Origin of the sequence: Bacillus pumilus, assembly GCF_900186955.1 — a bacterium.
GTDB lineage: Bacteria > Bacillota > Bacilli > Bacillales > Bacillaceae > Bacillus > Bacillus pumilus.
Genome location: NZ_LT906438.1, coordinates 56,642 through 75,537 on the forward strand (window position 1 = coordinate 56,642; position 18,896 = coordinate 75,537).

Consider the following 18,896-nt stretch of genomic DNA (forward strand, 5'->3'; position numbering starts at 1 on the left):
GTTCTGGGGGTAAGTTCATGAAGTTTCGTCGAAGCGGCAGATTGGTGGACTTAACAAATTATTTGTTAGCCCACCCGCACGTACTAGTACCGTTAACTTTTTTTGCAGAAAGATATCAATCTGCGAAGTCCTCCATTAGTGAAGACTTAACGATTATCAAACAGACCTTCGAACAGCAGGGAATAGGCACATTGCTTACTGTACCTGGTGCTGCTGGCGGAGTGAAATATATTCCGAAGATTCACCTAAAAGAAGCAGACGACGTGGTAAACGATATCGGAGAAGCTCTATCGACTCCTGAACGTGTACTTCCTGGCGGTTATTTATATTTAACCGATGTTTTAGGGAATCCTTCAATCCTTGCGAAAATCGGTAAGCTATTTGCGACCATCTTTGCAGATCGTGCGATTGATGTCGTCATGACTGTTGCGACAAAGGGTATTCCTATTGCCTATTCTGTTGCGGGTTATTTAAATGTGCCGGTTGTGATCGTTAGAAAAGATAATAAAGTAACTGAGGGATCAACTGTAAGTATTAACTACGCGTCAGGTTCGTCTAATCGAATTCAAACCATGTCACTTGCAAAGCGGAGCTTAGATAAAGGATCCAATGTCCTGATCATTGATGACTTTATGAAAGCTGGCGGAACCATTAACGGCATGGTGAATTTGCTTGAGGAATTTAATGCAAATGTTGCAGGGATCGGTGTTCTTTTAGAAGATGAAGGCGTAGATGAACGTCTCGTTGATGAATATGTATCGCTTTTAAAGCTTTCAACCATTGATATGAAGCAGAAGATCATTGAGATCAATGAAGGCAATTTCCACGAGTTTTTTCATTCGAAAGCTTAAGCATTGATAAACATGTAGTTGAATGGGAGAGATTGATATGACAAAAGTTGTTCAAACCAAACATGCACCAGCAGCCATTGGACCTTACTCTCAAGGGATTATTGTCAATAACATGTTTTACAGCTCCGGGCAGATTCCATTAACGGCAGCTGGAGACTTTGTAAATGGAGATATTAAAGAACAAACTCATCAAGTGTTCCGTAATCTTAAGGCCGTACTTGAAGCAGCAGGTGCTTCCTTTGAAACAGTCGTGAAAGCAACAGTTTTTATCAAAGATATGGAACAATTCGCAGAAGTAAATGAAGTGTACGGTGAGTATTTCCATACACATAAGCCAGCTCGTTCTTGTGTGGAAGTGGCAAGACTTCCTAAGGATGCACTCGTAGAAATTGAAGTGATTGCATTAGTAAAGTAAACAGGCAATCGTAACGAAAGCCGTTTGGTTTCATCATATGCAGGAAAAGACATCATCATGATGTCTTTTTTTCGCGCAGAGAATGTAAGCGTCGTCACTAAAATGACAAAAAATGTATAAATATCCCGATATTTCAAAAAAAGTTTAAAAAAAGAGCAGGAGAATCACCACAATCGTTGAATACCTAAGTAATGCTTTTATATTGGGAAAAGGTGGTGAACTACTGAGGAAGTTACTGACGTAAGATTACGCCGCGTGAATACCGATGGTCGCATGAGGGCGATTGCATCCATCACGCTGGACCACGAATTTGTTGTTCATGATATTCGTGTGATTGATGGAAACAATGGCTTGTTTGTTGCAATGCCTAGCAAACGCACGCCTGATGGAGAGTTTCGCGACATTGCACATCCAATTAATTCAGGTACTCGGGGAAAAATCCAAGATGCTGTATTAAATGAATATCATCGCTTAGGCGAAGAGGAAGAGACAATTGAATATGAAGAAGCTGGAGCTTCTTAATGATACGTTAACCTAAAAAGGCAGCTTTAAGAGAAAATGGATGTTTTCTTTTAAATGCTGTCTTTTTTGCGTTTTTCCTCATGTGTCTTATATGTTTCATCCGTTAGAAAAATATTGTACTTCCTCATGTATCCTTGAAATCAGTCCTTATTTAGGATATATTTTTCTATGGATAATAGGGATATTGGAGGCCAATCAATGGATAAGCGGTTCGCAGTGATTTTAGCAGCGGGAAAAGGAACGAGAATGAAGTCAAAGCTATACAAAGTACTTCATCCAGTTTGCGGAAAGCCAATGGTCGAGCATGTGGCAGATGAAGCGTTAAAGCTTTCTTTAGCCAAGCTAGTGACGATTGTCGGTCATGGAGCAGAGAACGTCAAAGAGCAGCTTGGAGACAGAAGTGAGTATGCACTTCAAGAAGAACAGCTGGGAACAGCACATGCCGTCAAGCAAGCAAAGTCGTTCCTTGCGCAGGAAAAGGGAACAACCATTGTCATTTGTGGTGATACGCCATTATTGACAGCGGAAACAATGGAAGCTATGTTGAGCGAGCATCAAAAACATCAAGCGAAAGTCACTATTTTAACAGCACATGCGGATGACCCGACAGGTTATGGTCGTATTATTCGTGACGAAACTGGTGCTGTCGTGAAAATTGTGGAGCATAAAGATGCGAATGATGCGGAACGTCAAGTGAATGAAATTAATACAGGGACTTATTGTTTTTCAAATGAAGATCTCTTCCGTGTGATTGAGCAAGTGTCGAATGAAAATGCACAGGGCGAATACTATTTGCCAGATGTCATTGAAATTTTAAAGAATGAAGGACAAACGGTTGCAGCATATCAAACACCGCATTTTGAAGAAACACTTGGAGTCAATGATCGTATCGCTCTATCACAAGCAGAGCAATTCATGAAGCGACGTATTAATCATCAGCATATGAAGAATGGTGTGACCTTGATTGATCCTGAGAACACGTATATTTCACCTGATGCAGTGATCGGTGAAGATACAATGATTTATCCTGGGACGGTCATCAAAGGGAATGTGAAAATCGGTGCAGACGCCACTATTGGGCCAAACACTGAAATTGTTGACAGCATCATCGGAGACCGCACAGTGATTAAGCAATCTGTCGTCTGCGATAGTGAGGTTGGAGTCGATGTGACAATTGGGCCGTTTGCTCATATTCGCCCGTTGTCGAAAATTGGCGATGAAGTGAAGATCGGGAATTTTGTCGAAATCAAGAAAACGGTTTTCGGTGACCGCAGCAAAGCATCTCATCTAAGCTATATTGGAGATGCAGAGGTCGGAACTGATGTAAACCTTGGCTGTGGATCTATTACAGTCAACTATGATGGGAAGAACAAATTCTTAACGAAGATTGAAGATGGCGCTTTTATTGGCTGTAATTCTAATCTCGTGGCACCAGTCACTGTCGGAAAAGGGGCATATGTTGCAGCTGGTTCAACGGTTACAGAAGATGTACCGCAGGATGCATTGTCTATTGCTAGAGCAAGACAAGTCAATAAAGAAGATTATGTGAAAAATATTCATAAAAAATAATCCAAATACCCGGAGGTTTACCATGTCTAATCGTTATGCTGATGCGAATTTAAAGATATTCTCTTTGAATTCAAACCCTGAACTTGCGAAAGAAATTGCCGATCGTATCGGAGTTGATGTAGGAAAGAGCTCTGTTAAACGCTTTAGTGACGGTGAAGTCCAAATCAATATTGAAGAAAGTATCCGCGGCTGTGATTGTTATGTCATTCAATCCACTAGTGCGCCAGTGAATGAGCACATTATGGAGCTGCTCATTATGGTAGATGCACTAAAACGCGCTTCTGCGAAAACGGTCAATATTGTGATCCCTTATTACGGATATGCACGTCAAGATCGTAAGGCAAAACCTCGTGAGCCAATCACTGCGAAGCTATTTGCGAACTTACTTGAAACAGCGGGTGCTACACGTGTCATTGCACTTGATCTTCATGCGCCGCAAATCCAAGGTTTCTTTGATATTCCAATCGATAACTTAATGGCTGTGCCAATCTTAACAAACTATTTCGAACAGAAAAACTTGAATGATATCGTCGTTGTATCTCCTGACCACGGTGGTGTAACACGTGCGCGTAAAATGGCAGATCGCCTGAAAGCACCAATCGCAATTATCGACAAACGTCGTCCAAAGCCAAACGTTGCTGAAGTGATGAACATCATTGGTAACATTGAAGGCAAAACGGCGATTCTCATCGATGATATCATTGATACAGCTGGTACCATTACACTTGCTGCAAATGCACTTGTGGAAAATGGAGCGGCTGAAGTCTATGCTTGCTGTACTCACCCAGTATTGTCTGGACCAGCAGTAGAACGTATCACAAATTCTAAAATTAAAGAATTAGTTGTGACAAACAGTATTCACTTAACAGATGACAAGAAAGTTGGAAAATTCATTCCACTTTCAGTTGGGCCTTTGCTTGCAGAAGCCATCATCCGTGTACATGAAGAAGAATCTGTGAGCTACCTTTTCAGCTAATTTTCTGATTAAAAAAGGCCCTAGGCACCCGCTTAGGGTCTTTTTGCTATCATCATTCACAGCAAATAGGTTTAAAATGATTCGGTTATGGGTAATTATGAGAGTAGTGACAAAAATGAAATAGGATGGTGCTGAATATGGCAACTTTAAAAGCAAATAAAAGAACTGATTTCAAACGTTCCACACTGCAAAAAATCCGTCATTCAGGACACGTTCCTGGTGTCATATACGGAAAAAATACAGACAACCTGGCTGTTTCACTAGACAGCATCGATTTATTAAAGACCTTACGTGATGAAGGGAAGAATACAATCATCACACTAGACGTGAATGGTGAAACAAAATCTGTGATGGTCACAGAATTACAAACAGACCCGCTGAAAAATGAGCTTGTCCATGCAGATTTCCAAGTGGTCGATTTACAGCGTGAAATTGAAGCGGATGTACCTGTTCAACTGATTGGCGAATCTAAAGGAGTTAAAGATGGCGGTGTGCTTCAGCAGCCACTATTTGAACTATCCATTACAGCGAAACCAAAAGACATCCCTCAGCATATAGAAGCAGATATTACAAACTTAGAAGTGAATGATGTCCTAACAGTCGCTGATTTGTCTGTTCAGTCATCATATCAAGTGAATAACGATCCAGAAGAAGTCGTGGCATCCATTTTACCGCCTCAGCAATCAGAGGTTCCTGAACCAGATAGCGCAGAGGAACCAAAAGAACCTGAGGCCATTAAAGAAAAGGATAACGATGGAGAATAACTGGTCATTTAGAGACGTAACCCTCCCGCGGTTGCGTCTTTTGTGCTAGAATGAAAAGAATTCATACGTTTTACATGAGGCAATCCTATTGGCTCATTTTTTAGGCGTGTGTTTTGTGACAAAGGAGGTTATTGGTTTCATGCTTGCATTCATTGGATTGGGTAATCCAGGAAAAGAATATGAAAAAACAAGACATAATGTCGGGTTTATGACAATAGATGAATTATCGAAAAAATGGGACATCCCTTTAAATCAGTCAAAATTCAATGGACTGTTTGGAACAGGGTTTGTTTCAGGGCAAAAGGTTCTACTTGTAAAGCCGCTTACATATATGAACTTATCAGGAGAATGCGTGCGTCCGCTAATGGATTACTATGATATTCCTCTTGAACATTTGAAAGTCATCTATGATGATCTTGATTTGCCAACTGGCCGGATTCGTTTGCGTACAAAAGGAAGTGCTGGCGGGCATAATGGAATCAAATCGTTGATTCAGCATTTAGGGTCACCTGAGTTTGATCGATTCCGTATTGGCATTGGACGCCCTCAAAATGGCATGAAAGTCGTCGATTACGTGCTAGGACGCTTTTCAGAAGAGGAGCAGCCTGACATTGCATCAGCCATTCAGGCGTCTGTTGAAGCTTGTGAGGCGGCTTTAACTAAGCCATTTTTAGAAGTGATGAATGATTTTAACAAAAAGGTATAAGAATGATAAGCAAAGCACATACTGATCATAAAATCTCAGCATGGGAGGATCACGTATGGCTTTGCATTATTACTGCCGGCACTGTGGTGTAAAGGTTGGCAGTCTAGATGAATCCGCTGTTCAAAGTGAAGCACTTGGATTTCATCACTTAACAAATGAGGAAAGAAACGATATGATTTCTTATAGGGAAAATGGTGATTTACATGTACAAACCATTTGTGAGGATTGCCAAGAGGCGCTCGAAAGAAATCCTGATTACCATCAGTATCATACCTTTATTCAATAAAAAGCTTTGGTGTAGATAATAGACCAAAGCGTTTTTCTGTTTTAAACAAGCAGGGAGGAGGAGCCAAATGAAAAATATACAATCATTTATCAAACAAAGTGATGATTTTCAGTCCATTTTTAATGGGCTAAAGGAAGGGTTAAAAGAACAGCTGCTCGCCGGACTATCAGGCTCCGTCAGATCTTTATTTACAGCCGCTATATCAGACGAACTTAAGCGGCCAATGTTTATTGTGACTCACAACTTGTATCAAGCGCAGAAGGTAACAGATGATCTTGCCAGTGTGATGTCAGATCGCTCGGTCCTTCTTTATCCTGTGAATGAACTCATTGCTTCAGAAATTGCCGTTGCAAGCCCTGAGCTCAGAGCACAGCGTCTAGATGTTCTGAACCGGCTGGCGAATGGAGAAAACCCCATTATCGTCACCCCGGCTGCTGCGGTGCGTCGAATGCTTCCGCCAGTTGAGCTCTGGAAGGAGAGTCAGATCCATTTAAAGCTTGGTGAAGAAATTGATTTGGAGGCGTTTTCAAAACAGCTTGTACAAATCGGTTATGACCGGACGTCAATGGTTGCTGCGCCCGGAGATTTTAGTGTGCGCGGAGGAATCATTGATATTTATTCGTTAACGGAAGATCACCCAATTCGTATTGAGCTGTTTGATACAGAAGTAGACTCAATTCGAACATTCCACTCGGATACACAGCGTTCATTAGAAACACTTCAAGAAATTAAAATCGGTCCCGCAAAAGAGCTGATTGTGAGAGGGCCTGAACGAGTGAGAGCCATTGAACAGCTTGATCAAGGACTTGCGAAGAGCTTAAAGAAATTCAACTCGGACCAGCAAAAAGAATTGTTGCATCAACATATTTCTGCTGATCGAGAGAAGCTGCTAGAAGGTATCGTGACACAGGAAATGACGAAGTACCTGTCCTATTTCTATGAAAAACCTGCTAGTTTGCTAGATTACACTTCACAGGATACGATTATTATTTTAGATGAAATTAGCAGGATTCAGGAGATGGAAGAACAGCTTGAGCAGGAAGAAGCCGATTGGACAATTAGCCTGCTTGAAGAAGGCAATATTCTTCATGATTTATCCCTTTCTTTCCCGTTCCAACAACTGATCAATCAGCAATCGCGGTCGATTCTGTACTACTCCTTGTTCCTGAGACATGTCCAGCAGACAAATCCGCAAAATATCGTCAATGTATCTAGTAAGCAAATGCAGAATTTCCACGGTCAGATGAATGTGCTTGCAAGTGAAATTGAACGCTACAAAAAACAACAATACACAGTTGTCTTCTTAGGTGCGGATGAAGAGCGGACAGACAAACTGTCTTCTGTCTTACATGATTACGACATTGAAGCCGCTCTTGCCAAGCCGGCCGCAGAGCTTGTAAGCGGGCAGGTGTATATTTTACAAGGTGAGCTGCAAACAGGCTTTGAACTGCCGTTATCGAAAATTGCCGTGATCACAGAAGGCGAGCTCTTCAAGAAACGTGTGAAGAAGCAGGCGCGTAAGCAAAAGCTGACCAATGCAGAGCGAATTAAGAGCTATTCAGAGCTTCAAGTCGGCGATTATGTGGTGCACATTAACCACGGGATCGGTAAGTATTTAGGAATTGAAACGCTTGAAATCGGCGGCATTCATAAAGATTATTTAAATATTCATTATCAAGGAAGCGACAAGCTTTATGTACCGGTTGAACAAATTGATCAGGTACAGAAATATGTGGGATCAGAAGGTAAAGAGCCAAAGCTGTACAAACTAGGCGGCAGCGATTGGAAACGTGTGAAGAAAAAAGTAGAGTCCTCTGTACAGGACATCGCAGATGATCTCATTAAGCTGTACGCAGAGCGTGAGGCAAGCAAAGGGTATGCCTTCTCGCCTGATCATGAGATGCAGCACCAGTTTGAATCAGCGTTCCCTTACCAGGAAACAGATGATCAAATCCGTTCGATTCATGAAATCAAACAAGACATGGAGCGGGAGCGTCCAATGGACCGCCTACTTTGTGGAGATGTGGGATACGGAAAAACAGAAGTGGCGATTCGAGCCGCCTTCAAAGCAATTGCTGACGGGAAGCAAGTTGCTCTACTCGTGCCGACAACCATCTTAGCGCAGCAGCATTTTGACACGATTATGGACCGATTCCAAGACTATCCGGTCAAAATTGCTCAGCTGAGCCGTTTCCGTACAAGAAAAGAAACAACCGAAACGTTAAAAGGGTTGAAAAATGGAACGATTGATATGGTTATTGGTACACACCGTTTGCTTTCTAAAGATATTGTCTATAAAGACTTAGGTTTGTTGATTATTGATGAAGAGCAGCGTTTTGGTGTGACCCATAAAGAGAAAATTAAACAGATGAAAGCCAATATCGATGTACTGACATTAACGGCTACGCCAATTCCGCGTACGCTGCATATGTCTATGCTTGGCGTACGGGATTTATCGGTTATTGAAACACCGCCTGAAAACCGTTTCCCTGTTCAAACCTATGTGGTCGAGTACAATGGCGCTTTAGTCAGAGAAGCGATTGAGCGAGAACTAGCACGCGGTGGTCAAGTGTACTTCCTGTACAACCGTGTCGAGGATATTGAACGAAAAGCAGATGAAATCTCTATGTTAGTTCCAGATGCGAAAGTCAGCTATGCACATGGGAAAATGAGTGAGAACGAGCTGGAATCAGTGATGATCAATTTCCTTGAAGGTGAATCAGATGTATTGGTCAGTACCACCATCATTGAAACGGGAGTCGACATTCCAAATGTGAACACGCTCATCGTCCACGATGCGGATAAAATGGGGCTTTCTCAGCTGTACCAGCTAAGAGGACGAGTAGGACGCTCGAATCGTGTCGCATATGCTTATTTCACGTATCGAAAAGATAAAGTTCTTTCTGAAGTAGCAGAGAAGAGACTTCAAGCTATTAAAGAATTCACAGAGCTCGGATCAGGATTTAAAATTGCGATGCGTGATTTAACGATTCGAGGAGCAGGAAATTTACTTGGTGCACAGCAGCATGGATTCATTGATTCTGTTGGATTCGACCTCTATTCTCAAATGCTGAAAGAAGCCATTGAGGAAAGAAGAGGCGATACAACGGCTCAAGATAAATTCGAACCGGAAATCGATCTGCAAATCGATGCTTACATCCCGGACACTTACATTTCGGATGGGAAGCAAAAGATCGAGATGTATAAACAGTTCAGAGCGATTGGATCAATTGAAGAGCGAAAAGAGCTTCAAGATGAGATGATCGACCGATTCGGTGAATATCCGCAAGAAGTGGCGGACTTGTTCACGATTGCGACGATGAAAGTATACGCAGTGCAGGAACGTGTCGAACTGATCAAGATGGAGAAAGGCATTGTCAGACTCACCCTTGAAGAGCAAGCAAGCAGTGAAATCGACGGTCAAAAATTATTTGCCCTCGGCAGTAAATATGGCCGTGATATTGGCTTAGGAATGGAAGGCAGCAAGCTAATTATTTCTGTCCAAACGAAAGGCAAGAAGACAGGGGAATGGCTTGAAATCGTTCTGAATATGCTTCGGGGTCTTCAAGATGTGAAAAAAGAAACCATTCCATCTTCATAAAAATTTGTTTGTCTCTCGTGTATATTACGGTTGATGTGACGGATACTAATCTCAGGGTCAAGTGGTGAATGTTGCATAAAGTGGACGCTTTTGCTCCATTCACCCAACACATCATCAAACGAAAGAGAGGCAGCAGTGAATGAAAGCAACTGGAATTGTACGCCGCATCGATGATCTAGGTAGAGTGGTTATTCCGAAGGAGATTCGCAGAACATTGCGCATCCGGGAAGGAGATCCGCTTGAGATTTTCGTCGACCGCGATGGAGAAGTCATTTTGAAGAAGTATTCGCCGATTAGTGAGCTAGGAGACTTTGCGAAGGAATATGCTGATGCATTATTCGACAGTTTGGGTCATTCCATCCTGATTTGTGATCGAGATACGTATATTGCTGTATCCGGCAGTTCGAAAAAAGAGTACTTAAACAAATCCATCAGTGATTTACTTGAACGAACAATGGACCAGCGCAATTCTGTATTAGAAGAAAGCAAAAAAGAAATTCAACTTGTCGATGGTATTGATGATGACGTATCTGCTTATACCATTGCACCTATTGTTGCAAACGGAGATCCGATTGGCGCCGTCGTCTTATTTTCTAAAGAGCGTTCAATGGGGGAAGTGGAGCATAAAGCGGCAGAAACAGCAGCTGGCTTCCTAGCCCGTCAAATGGAACACTAGGTCTAATAATTCTATATCATTTTGATGAAACGAAAGAATGCCGATGAAATCATTTGATTTTGTCGGCGTTTTTTATATGGAATGAAACAAAACGAGAAATGTGCCGTCTACTCCTTAGAAAGAAACGGCTTTTCATTCACGTATGATATAATGAGTGCGTTTAACTGTAGATCTATTTTTAAAGGAGTCATCCATGAAAAATGCTGTGAATCAGCCGCATTGGCTTTTCCAGGGTGCGGTGATTTTGACCATCGCAGGCTTGTTATCAAAGGTACTAAGTGCCGTTTATCGTGTTCCGTTCCAGAACATCGTAGGAGACACAGGGTTTTATATTTATCAGCAAGTGTACCCCTTCCTAGGTATTGCGATCATGCTCGGCACCACAGGGTTTCCTGTCATGGTGTCCAAGCTTTTGAGTGAGCATGGGGAGGAGAATCGACGAATTATTACAAGGGTATCCTTGGTCTATATCACTTTACTGAGCCTGGTCTTATTTCTTTGTCTTTACATAGGAGCAGGCAGTATTGCGAGCCTTATGGCGGACAGTCAATTAATCCTGCTCATCCAAATGAGTGCTTTCGTGTTTTTATTTCTGCCGCTTACCGTGATGCTGAGAGGCGTTTTTCAGAGTGACGGTATGATGCTTCCAACGGCTGTTTCTCAATTGGTTGAGCAGCTCATCAGGGTAGGCGTCCTGCTTGTTTTATCCTTCTATTTCGTCAGGCACGGCTATTCGCTTTATGAAACAGGGGCGGGTGCAGTCTTCTCCTCCATAGCGGGAAGCGCGGCCTCGCTTATACTGCTTCTTTTCCTTTGGCTGACTTACCGAAAACAGTCTTCTGCACCTATGACAGTCAAGCGGGCGACACTTCGGAAAAAGGATGTTTTGAAGAGTTTGGTGCTGTATACATTCACGATTTGTGTCAGCGGATTGCTCATTTTATGGATGCAAATGATTGATGCCTTTCATCTGTATGCGTTGCTGCGCAGTGAGGGACTGAGTGAAGCCGCGGCAAAGGCGGCAAAAGGTGTGTATGACCGAGGGCAGCCGTTTTTACAGCTAGGGACAGTGTTTGCCATTAGCATCGGGACCTCTCTTGTGCCATTTTTATCTGCTGCCATGAGGAATGGAGAGCATGAAGCGATCAGGCAAAAAGTACGTACATCGTTTAAAACCACGTCAGTTTTAGGGATTGGTTCCGCAGTTGGGCTGATTTGTATTCTTTCGTCAGTCAATACCATGCTTTTTCGTAATGATTTAGGTACCGATGCGCTGCAAATATTCTGTATTTCCATCGCATTTACATCGATTGCGATTACGCAAGCAGCTTTACTTCAAGGGCTTGGGCATACTGTGTATCCGGCTGTTGTGGTGCTTCTCAGTGTGCTAGTGAAATGGATACTCACGCTTGCACTTGTGCCGCTATTTGGCATCTACGGTGCCGCATGGTCAACCGTGTGCGGTTTTCTCGCTGCCGCTCTGCTCAATGCCGTTTATTTGAGGCATAAAGGATGGATTTCGTTGAGAGAGTTGTTCCCAGTGAAAATTCTTTTATCGGCCGCTTTCATGGCCATTGTCTTAATAGGGTATCAGGCACTGTTTTCTTGGGTCATTCCCTTTGAAAAACGTCCTTTTTCCGTTTTAGAGAGCCTGACGTCAGTTTTTATTGGTGGTTTCGCCTTTTTATATAGTATTCTTAAGCTAGAAGTATTTACGGACGAGGAATGGAGACTCATTCCATTAGGAGAAAAGATTTTATATTTTAAACAGATGAGAGGGAATCAAAATGGCAGGTAAGATTACCGTCGTCGGTCTTGGGGCAGGCGACATGGATCAGCTGACGCTCGGTGTATACAAGCAGCTGAAGCAGGCGAAAGAAGTATTTATGAGAACGCAGGACCACCCGCTTACCGCAGAGTTGATGCAGGAGGTTCCATCGCTGACCTTTTTTGATGAGATTTATGAAAAGCACGATCAGTTTGATTCGGTCTATCAGGAAATCACGGAAATTTTATTTACAGAGGCTGCGGAAAAGGAGATTGTGTACGCAGTACCAGGTCACCCATTTGTCGCTGAAAAGACCGTCCAGCTATTAGTTTCTCAGCAGCAAGAGCGCGGGATTGAGGTGTCCGTTGCTGGTGGACAAAGCTTTTTGGATGCGACGTTTAACTCCTTGCAGATCGACCCCATCGAGGGATTCCAATTCGTTGATGCAGGAGATATGAGAGCGGACGATCTGAAATTGACCCAGCATGTCCTCATTTGTCAGGTATATGATCAGCTCACCGCTTCGAATGTGAAACTCACGCTGATGGAAAAGCTTCCAGACGATTATGAAGTCTATATTGTGACTGCGGCTGGAAGCAGCCTGGAACAGATTACTGCCGTTCCTTTATTTGAACTTGATCGAGATGTGTCGATAAATAACTTAACGAGTGTTTATGTGCCTCCGATTCAAGATGAAAAGCTGCTTTACCAACAATTTGACACCTTCCGTGACGTCATCCGTACATTAAGAGGTCCGGGCGGCTGTCCATGGGATCAAAAACAAACCAATGAGTCACTTAAACCCTATTTAATTGAAGAATGCTATGAACTGCTTGAAGCGATAGATGAAGATGATCCAGACCATATGGTGGAAGAGCTCGGAGATGTGATGCTGCAGGTGTTACTTCATGCTCAAATTGGTGAAGATGACGGCTTTTTCTCAATTGATGACGTCATCCAGCATGTCACAGAAAAAATGATTCGTAGACATCCCCATGTGTTTGGTGACACAAATGTTTCTGAAGCAGAAGAAGTGGTCGTCAACTGGGAAAAAATCAAGCAGCAGGAGAAGCCGGAGCGGGCAGCCTCTATGTTGCAATCCATCCCGGCGACGCTTCCAGCATTAACAAAGGCATATAAGCTCCAAAAGAAAGCCGCCAAAGTAGGCTTTGATTGGACAGATGTGAAAGATATTTGGAACAAATACGAAGAAGAAAAGCAGGAATTTCTCGTTGAAGTGGCAGAGAAGCCGGACGAAAGTGCAACGAAGCAGATGAAAGATGAATTTGGAGATCTTTTGTTTGTTCTCGTCAACATTGGAAGGTTCTATCAGCTAGAGCCTGAAACGGCGCTCGCTTCCGCCAACACAAAATTCATGCGTCGCTTTCAGCATATCGAACAAAAAGCAAAGGACATGGGACGTTCATTAGAGGACTTAACGCTAGAGGAAATGGACGATCTATGGAACGATGCCAAACGTATAGAAAGAGGTGAGCATACATGAGATTAGATAAATTTTTAAAAGTGTCCCGTTTAATCAAAAGAAGAACATTGGCAAAAGAAGTCGCTGATCAAGGCAGAATTTCGATTAACGGCACACAGGCGAAAGCCAGCTCTGATGTGAAAGAAGGAGACGAGCTTAAAATCCGTTTTGGTCAAAAACTAGTGACGGTTCAAGTCAACGAGTTAAAGGACACAACGAAAAAAGAAGAAGCCGCTGGCATGTATACTGTGCTAAAAGAAGAAAAAACAGCAGAATAGGGCTTGTTCTAAATGATCCTCCTGTCACATACAATGCAGTAACAATGCAAGTATGAGATATGGGGGATGTATAAATGAATCAATATTATAATCAACCTCAAGGCACGAAGCTGTCATCAGAAGCGGAGCACAATATCACAATGCGAAACAGAAAGCATTTAGATATTACCGGCGTCAAACAGGTGGAAAGCTTTGATAATGAAGAATTTCTGCTTGAGACGGTCATGGGGATTCTCGCTATCCGTGGAGAAAATCTGCAAATGAAAAACCTAGACGTCGAAAAAGGCGTTGTGTCGATTAAAGGACGTGTCTTTGACTTAATTTATGTAGATGAGCAGCACGGGGAGAAAGCTAAAGGATTTTTTAGCAAGCTGTTTAAATGACGCTGACAGTCCAGTTTTATACGATGCTTTCGATGGTAGCGATGGGCATCTGGCTGGGCGCATCGCTTGATACGTACAAGCTGTTTGTGAATCGGGAAAAGACAGCAAAATGGCTTTTGATTATACACGATCTCCTTTTTTGGCTGGTACAGGGTCTCTTATTCTTTTATGTTCTGCTGCTGACAAATGAGGGAGAATTCAGGCTTTATATCTTTCTAGCCGTTGCACTAGGTTTCTCGATGTATCAGGCATTGATGAAACAGCTGTATATGAACATTCTCAAATTTATCACGATGTGTATTTATCAAACCGTTCTCATCCTTAAAAGGCTGGTCATGTCGATCGTCTTCCAGCCGATCCGTTGGATTGTCACAATGGTCATAAGTGTTATACTGTTCTTGTTCCACTCGCTCTTACGTCTTGTTCGTTTTACGTTTCGGCTCGTGTGGAAGGTGCTGTCCATTGTTTGTTATCCGCTCATCTGGTTACTTAATGTGACCATTATTCATCGGATTCCCGAAAAATGGCGAACATCAATGAGATTGTTTTTCTCTAAAGGAGCAGGAATTTTACAAGGGACCAAGAAATTATCTGGTACCATCAAAACGAAATGGAAACAATTCTGGACAAAGTAAGAGAGGAGGCCTTCAACCTTGAACAAGAGAAAAAGAAATATCGCACAAATTCAAAATGATTACCAAAAACAAATGGAACAGCAAGCGCAACGCTTAAAACGCAAACGCCGTGGACTCCTTAGAAGGCTTACCGTGTTTGGTGTGATCGTGCTCATGTTTGCTGTCTTGGTGACAAGTGCCCTCTGGTCGCAATCGTCCTCATTAAAGGAAAAAGAAGAGAAGAAGGTTGCGCTCGAAAAAGAATTAAAGCAATTACAAACAAAGCAGGAAGATATTTCTGATGAAATTAAAAAGCTGAAAAGCAAGGAATACGTACTCGAACTGGCACGACGAGACTATTATATGTCCAAAAAAGGCGAAAAAATCTTTGATGTGGGCAATAAGAGCGATTAGCCTTGTTGACACTTAAAATTCAGTTTATGTATAATTGAACAAATGAGATTTTTTTATAAGTCTAAGGAGGAGCACTTTTTTTATGTCGATTGAAGTTGGCAGCAAGTTACAAGGGAAAGTTACGGGCATTACAAATTTTGGAGCTTTTGTGGAGTTGCCAGGCGGTTCAACTGGTCTCGTTCATATCAGTGAGGTAGCCGATAACTATGTAAAAGATATTAATGAGCATTTAAAAGTCGGTGAACAAGTTGAAGTGAAAGTGATTAACGTTGAAAAAGACGGTAAAATCGGCTTGTCCATTAAAAAAGCAAAAGATCGTCCTCAACAACAACAATCAAGACCGAGCAGAAATGATTTCCGTCCGAAGGAATCGTTTGAGCAAAAAATGAACAAATTCTTAAAAGATAGTGAAGACCGCTTAACATCTTTAAAACGTAACACGGAATCAAAACGTGGGGGACGCGGAGCAAGAAGAGGTTAACTTGTTGCTGCTTTCTATATATCTTTCACAACAAAGCACCTGCTGTCCGCAGGTGCTTTTTTTCTTGATCCATACGACATTTTTTGAGATTTCGTCATTTAATTTAAAACTTCCTATTGACGGACAAGCGATTCCTTTGTATTATAGATCTTGTGCTTCTTAGCGCATTTTTATTATGGCGGTGTAGCTCAGCTGGCTAGAGCGTACGGTTCATACCCGTGAGGTCGGGGGTTCGATCCCCTCCGCCGCTATCCTTTTTATTAGAACATAAAAGCAAGGCCCGTTGGTCAAGCGGTTAAGACACCGCCCTTTCACGGCGGTAACACGGGTTCGAATCCCGTACGGGTCATCTTCGAAAACAGCTTTCTTTAGGAAAGCTGTTTTTTTGTGTCTTCGTAAAATTCTGATGAAAGACATCGACTTTCATGAAAGTATGCCTTTTTGACGAATAAAGCGTCGAACGTTTTATGGAAACGACAACTTCTTTTGACAAAATTTCTTTTTCACCTTCGCTATAATGACAAGCAACGAATATCAGGTGGGGGATGAAAAGATGGAAAAACTAGAAAGAAGAACTGATTTAACAGGAGCGGGGTTTGAAAGAATCAGTGCAGGGTTAAAAAAGATGAAAAACCTGTTTCTTCATCATACGCATTCTCTTTTTTTCTATAAAGGGTTTATTTATGTCGTTCTTGGTTTTTTATTAGGACGAGCCTTTATATTATCTGAAATTATGCCGTTTGCTCTGCCTTTCTTTGGCTCCATGTTGCTTATCAAAAGAGATAAGTCCATGCTTGCTTGTCTCGCTTTACTTGCTGGAGCCATGACGATTTCACCTCAAAATGCATTGTTTGTGTTTGCGTCGCTGATCGTATTCCTTCTTATGTCCAAGGTGGTTTCTTTCATCATCAAAGACCCAGTGAAAACATTGCCGGTTGTCATTGTGCTGTCAATGCTGATCACCAGAGGAGCGTTTGTTTACCTAGAGCAAGGTGCTGTGCAAAGCTACGATTACGTCATGGCGGGTGTCGAAGCAGGACTTGCCTTCATTTTGACACTGATTTTCCTTCAAAGCCTGCCGATTTTTACAGTCAGGAAAATCAAACACTCCTTAAAGGTTGAAGAAATTATTTGCTTTATGATTTTGATTGCCTCAGTTTTAACAGGTCTGGCAGGCATCACATTTCAAGGAATGCAGGCAGAGCATATTTTGTCACGATATGTAGTGCTGAGCTTTGCCTTTATTGGAGGAGCGAGTATTGGTTGTACAGTGGGTGTCGTGACTGGATTAATTCTCGGTCTCGCTAACATCGGAAACCTTTATCAGATGAGTCTTCTTGCCTTTTCAGGTTTATTAGGGGGATTGCTGAAAGAGGGGAAGAAAGCAGGCGCAGCCATTGGCTTAATTGTGGGTTCCTTACTTATTTCCTTGTACGGAGAAGGATCAGCAGGACTCATAACCACGCTATATGAATCATTGATTGCGGTTGCGCTCTTCTTGCTCACGCCACAATCAGTGACCTCTAAGGTAGCGAAATATATTCCTGGTACGGTAGAGCATGTACAGGAACAGCAACAATACGCCCGGAAAGTACGAGATGTGACAGCAAAAAAGGTAGACCAATTTTCTAATGTATTTCATGCGCTGTCTGAGAGTTTTGCGACATTTTACGATTCCATTCCTGAAGAAAAGAAACAGGAAGAGGATGTAGATCTTTTTTTAAGTACGATCACAGAACGATCCTGTCAAACGTGCTATAAGAAAAATAAATGCTGGGTGCAGAACTTTGATACAACCTATGAACTGATGAAACAAGTTATGCATGAATCTGATGAAAAAACCTACGAGCAAAACCGGAAATTGAAGAAGAAATTTAGCCAGCACTGCTCAAAATCAAAACATGTCGAGGAATTGATTGAAGAGGAGATCGCTTACTATAAAGCCAACCAGACTCTGAAGAAAAAAGTCCAAGACAGCAGACGCCTTGTAGCTGAACAACTGATGGGTGTCTCACAAGTGATGGAGGATTTTTCCCGGGAAATAAAACGGGAAAGAGAACAGCATTTTATTCAAGAAGAGCAGATGATAGAAGCACTTCAGCACTTTGGAATTGAAATTCAGCAAGTAGAAATTTATAGCTTGGAGCAGGGGAATGTCGATATTGAAATGAGAATCCCATATTGCCAGGGCCATGGTGAATGTGAAAAAATCATCGCCCCTATGCTCTCAGATATTTTAGAAGAACAGATTTTAGTCAAAGCAGAGCAGTGTGCAGAGCACCCAACAGGCTATTGCCACGTTGTATTTGGCTCTGCAAAATCATATCGAGTGGCTACAGGCGTAGCGCATGCAGCAAAAGGCGGAGGATTAGTGTCTGGAGACAGCTACAGCATGATGGAGCTGGGTGCGGGCAAATATGCCGCGGCTATTAGTGATGGAATGGGCAATGGAGCAAGGGCTCATTTTGAAAGCAATGAAACGATTAAGCTGTTAGAAAAAATATTGGCATCAGGCATCAATGAAAAAGTGGCGATTAAAACCATTAATAGTATTTTATCTTTACGAACGACAGATGAAATCTATTCAACGTTAGATTTGTCCATTATTGATTTACAGGATGCGAGCTGTAAATTCCTTAAGATCGGTTCAACACCCAGCTTTATTAAACGGGGTGATCAGGTGATGAAGGTACAAGCGAGCAACTTACCGATTGGGATTATTGATGAATTTGAAGTGGAGGTTGTGAGTGAACAGATGAAGGCAGGAGATCTGCTGATTATGATGAGTGATGGCATTTTCGAAGGACCAAAGCATATTGAAAATCATGATCTCTGGGTGAAACGCAAAATGAAAAGCTTTAAAACAGAAGATCCGCAAGAGATTGCTGATTTATTAATGGAAGAGGTCATTCGAACAAGATCGGGTCAAATTGATGACGATATGACGGTTGTTGTCATCAGGCTTGATCACAATACGCCTAAATGGGCATCCATTCCGACTGGTACATTCTATCTTGAGAAACAAGAGATTTCTTGAAATATCGTATAATATGAATTTCTTCTGGCGATGATGGGGATATAAAGCATTCAGTTACGATCCCAGGAGGAA

17 protein-coding genes, 2 tRNA genes and 1 pseudogene are annotated in these 18,896 nt (G+C 42.2%); all 20 read left to right on the forward strand.

Going from position 1 to position 18,896, the window contains the following annotated elements; translation table 11 throughout:
• Positions 1-17: 17 nt before the first annotated feature.
• The 20 genes and pseudogenes from purR (at position 18) to spoIIE (ending at position 18,824) form a co-directional block, all read left to right on the forward strand.
• Positions 18-851, forward strand: coding sequence for a pur operon repressor (purR, locus tag CKW02_RS00305; RefSeq protein WP_003217919.1), 834 nt, complete (start codon positions 18-20; stop codon positions 849-851).
• A 37-nt stretch (positions 852-888) separates the two neighbouring features.
• Positions 889-1,266, forward strand: a complete 378-nt coding sequence (gene ridA, locus CKW02_RS00310; protein WP_003217959.1) for a 2-iminobutanoate/2-iminopropanoate deaminase — start codon at positions 889-891, stop codon at positions 1,264-1,266.
• A gap of 228 nt (positions 1,267-1,494) precedes the next feature.
• Positions 1,495-1,788 (forward strand): annotated as a pseudogene (gene spoVG / locus CKW02_RS00315) (septation regulator SpoVG); the annotation flags it as partial.
• A gap of 198 nt (positions 1,789-1,986) precedes the next feature.
• Entirely contained in the window at positions 1,987-3,357 is a 1,371-nt protein-coding gene (gene glmU / locus CKW02_RS00320) for a bifunctional UDP-N-acetylglucosamine diphosphorylase/glucosamine-1-phosphate N-acetyltransferase GlmU (protein WP_003217924.1), read from the forward strand.
• A gap of 22 nt (positions 3,358-3,379) precedes the next feature.
• A complete protein-coding gene (locus CKW02_RS00325) occupies positions 3,380-4,333 on the forward strand; it encodes a ribose-phosphate diphosphokinase (RefSeq protein WP_003217907.1) in 954 nt (317 codons plus the stop codon).
• 137 nt (positions 4,334-4,470) lie between these two features.
• Entirely contained in the window at positions 4,471-5,097 is a 627-nt protein-coding gene (locus CKW02_RS00330; RefSeq protein WP_003217956.1) for a 50S ribosomal protein L25/general stress protein Ctc, read from the forward strand.
• 139 nt (positions 5,098-5,236) lie between these two features.
• Positions 5,237-5,803, forward strand: a complete 567-nt coding sequence (gene pth, locus CKW02_RS00335; RefSeq protein WP_003217909.1) for an aminoacyl-tRNA hydrolase — start codon at positions 5,237-5,239, stop codon at positions 5,801-5,803.
• 55 nt (positions 5,804-5,858) lie between these two features.
• Complete coding sequence (locus CKW02_RS00340) at positions 5,859-6,089, forward strand: anti-sigma-F factor Fin (RefSeq protein ID WP_003217967.1); 231 nt, start codon at positions 5,859-5,861, stop codon at positions 6,087-6,089.
• A gap of 67 nt (positions 6,090-6,156) precedes the next feature.
• The gene (gene mfd, locus CKW02_RS00345) at positions 6,157-9,690 is read left to right on the forward strand and encodes a transcription-repair coupling factor (RefSeq protein ID WP_003217985.1); all 3,534 of its coding nucleotides are present in this window, start codon (positions 6,157-6,159) and stop codon (positions 9,688-9,690) included.
• 139 nt (positions 9,691-9,829) lie between these two features.
• A complete protein-coding gene (gene spoVT, locus CKW02_RS00350) occupies positions 9,830-10,366 on the forward strand; it encodes a stage V sporulation protein T (protein WP_003217990.1) in 537 nt (178 codons plus the stop codon).
• A 193-nt stretch (positions 10,367-10,559) separates the two neighbouring features.
• Positions 10,560-12,164, forward strand: a complete 1,605-nt coding sequence (locus CKW02_RS00355; RefSeq protein ID WP_003217981.1) for a putative polysaccharide biosynthesis protein — start codon at positions 10,560-10,562, stop codon at positions 12,162-12,164.
• Positions 12,154-13,638: a bifunctional methyltransferase/pyrophosphohydrolase YabN gene (yabN, locus tag CKW02_RS00360; protein ID WP_003217954.1), complete on the forward strand. Its 1,485-nt coding sequence runs from the start codon at positions 12,154-12,156 to the stop codon at positions 13,636-13,638. Before CKW02_RS00355 ends, yabN begins: the two co-directional genes overlap by 11 nt.
• Positions 13,635-13,895, forward strand: coding sequence for an RNA-binding S4 domain-containing protein (locus CKW02_RS00365; RefSeq protein ID WP_003217975.1), 261 nt, complete (start codon positions 13,635-13,637; stop codon positions 13,893-13,895). Before yabN ends, CKW02_RS00365 begins: the two co-directional genes overlap by 4 nt.
• A gap of 74 nt (positions 13,896-13,969) precedes the next feature.
• Positions 13,970-14,278, forward strand: a complete 309-nt coding sequence (gene yabP, locus CKW02_RS00370) for a sporulation protein YabP (protein WP_003217974.1) — start codon at positions 13,970-13,972, stop codon at positions 14,276-14,278.
• Positions 14,275-14,913, forward strand: a complete 639-nt coding sequence (gene yabQ / locus CKW02_RS00375; protein ID WP_003217942.1) for a spore cortex biosynthesis protein YabQ — start codon at positions 14,275-14,277, stop codon at positions 14,911-14,913. The genes yabP and yabQ overlap by 4 nt, the downstream gene beginning before the upstream one ends.
• A gap of 18 nt (positions 14,914-14,931) precedes the next feature.
• A complete protein-coding gene (locus CKW02_RS00380) occupies positions 14,932-15,306 on the forward strand; it encodes an FtsB family cell division protein (protein ID WP_003217952.1) in 375 nt (124 codons plus the stop codon).
• Positions 15,307-15,388: 82 nt separating this feature from the next.
• Positions 15,389-15,787 (forward strand): S1 domain-containing RNA-binding protein, encoded by a 399-nt coding sequence (locus CKW02_RS00385; protein ID WP_003217901.1) that lies wholly within the window; start codon positions 15,389-15,391, stop codon positions 15,785-15,787.
• A gap of 177 nt (positions 15,788-15,964) precedes the next feature.
• Positions 15,965-16,038 (forward strand) — tRNA-Met (locus CKW02_RS00390).
• 26 nt (positions 16,039-16,064) lie between these two features.
• Positions 16,065-16,136, forward strand: a tRNA-Glu gene (locus CKW02_RS00395).
• Positions 16,137-16,340: 204 nt separating this feature from the next.
• Positions 16,341-18,824: a stage II sporulation protein E gene (gene spoIIE, locus CKW02_RS00400; RefSeq protein ID WP_003217965.1), complete on the forward strand. Its 2,484-nt coding sequence runs from the start codon at positions 16,341-16,343 to the stop codon at positions 18,822-18,824.
• Positions 18,825-18,896 lie beyond the last annotated feature (72 nt).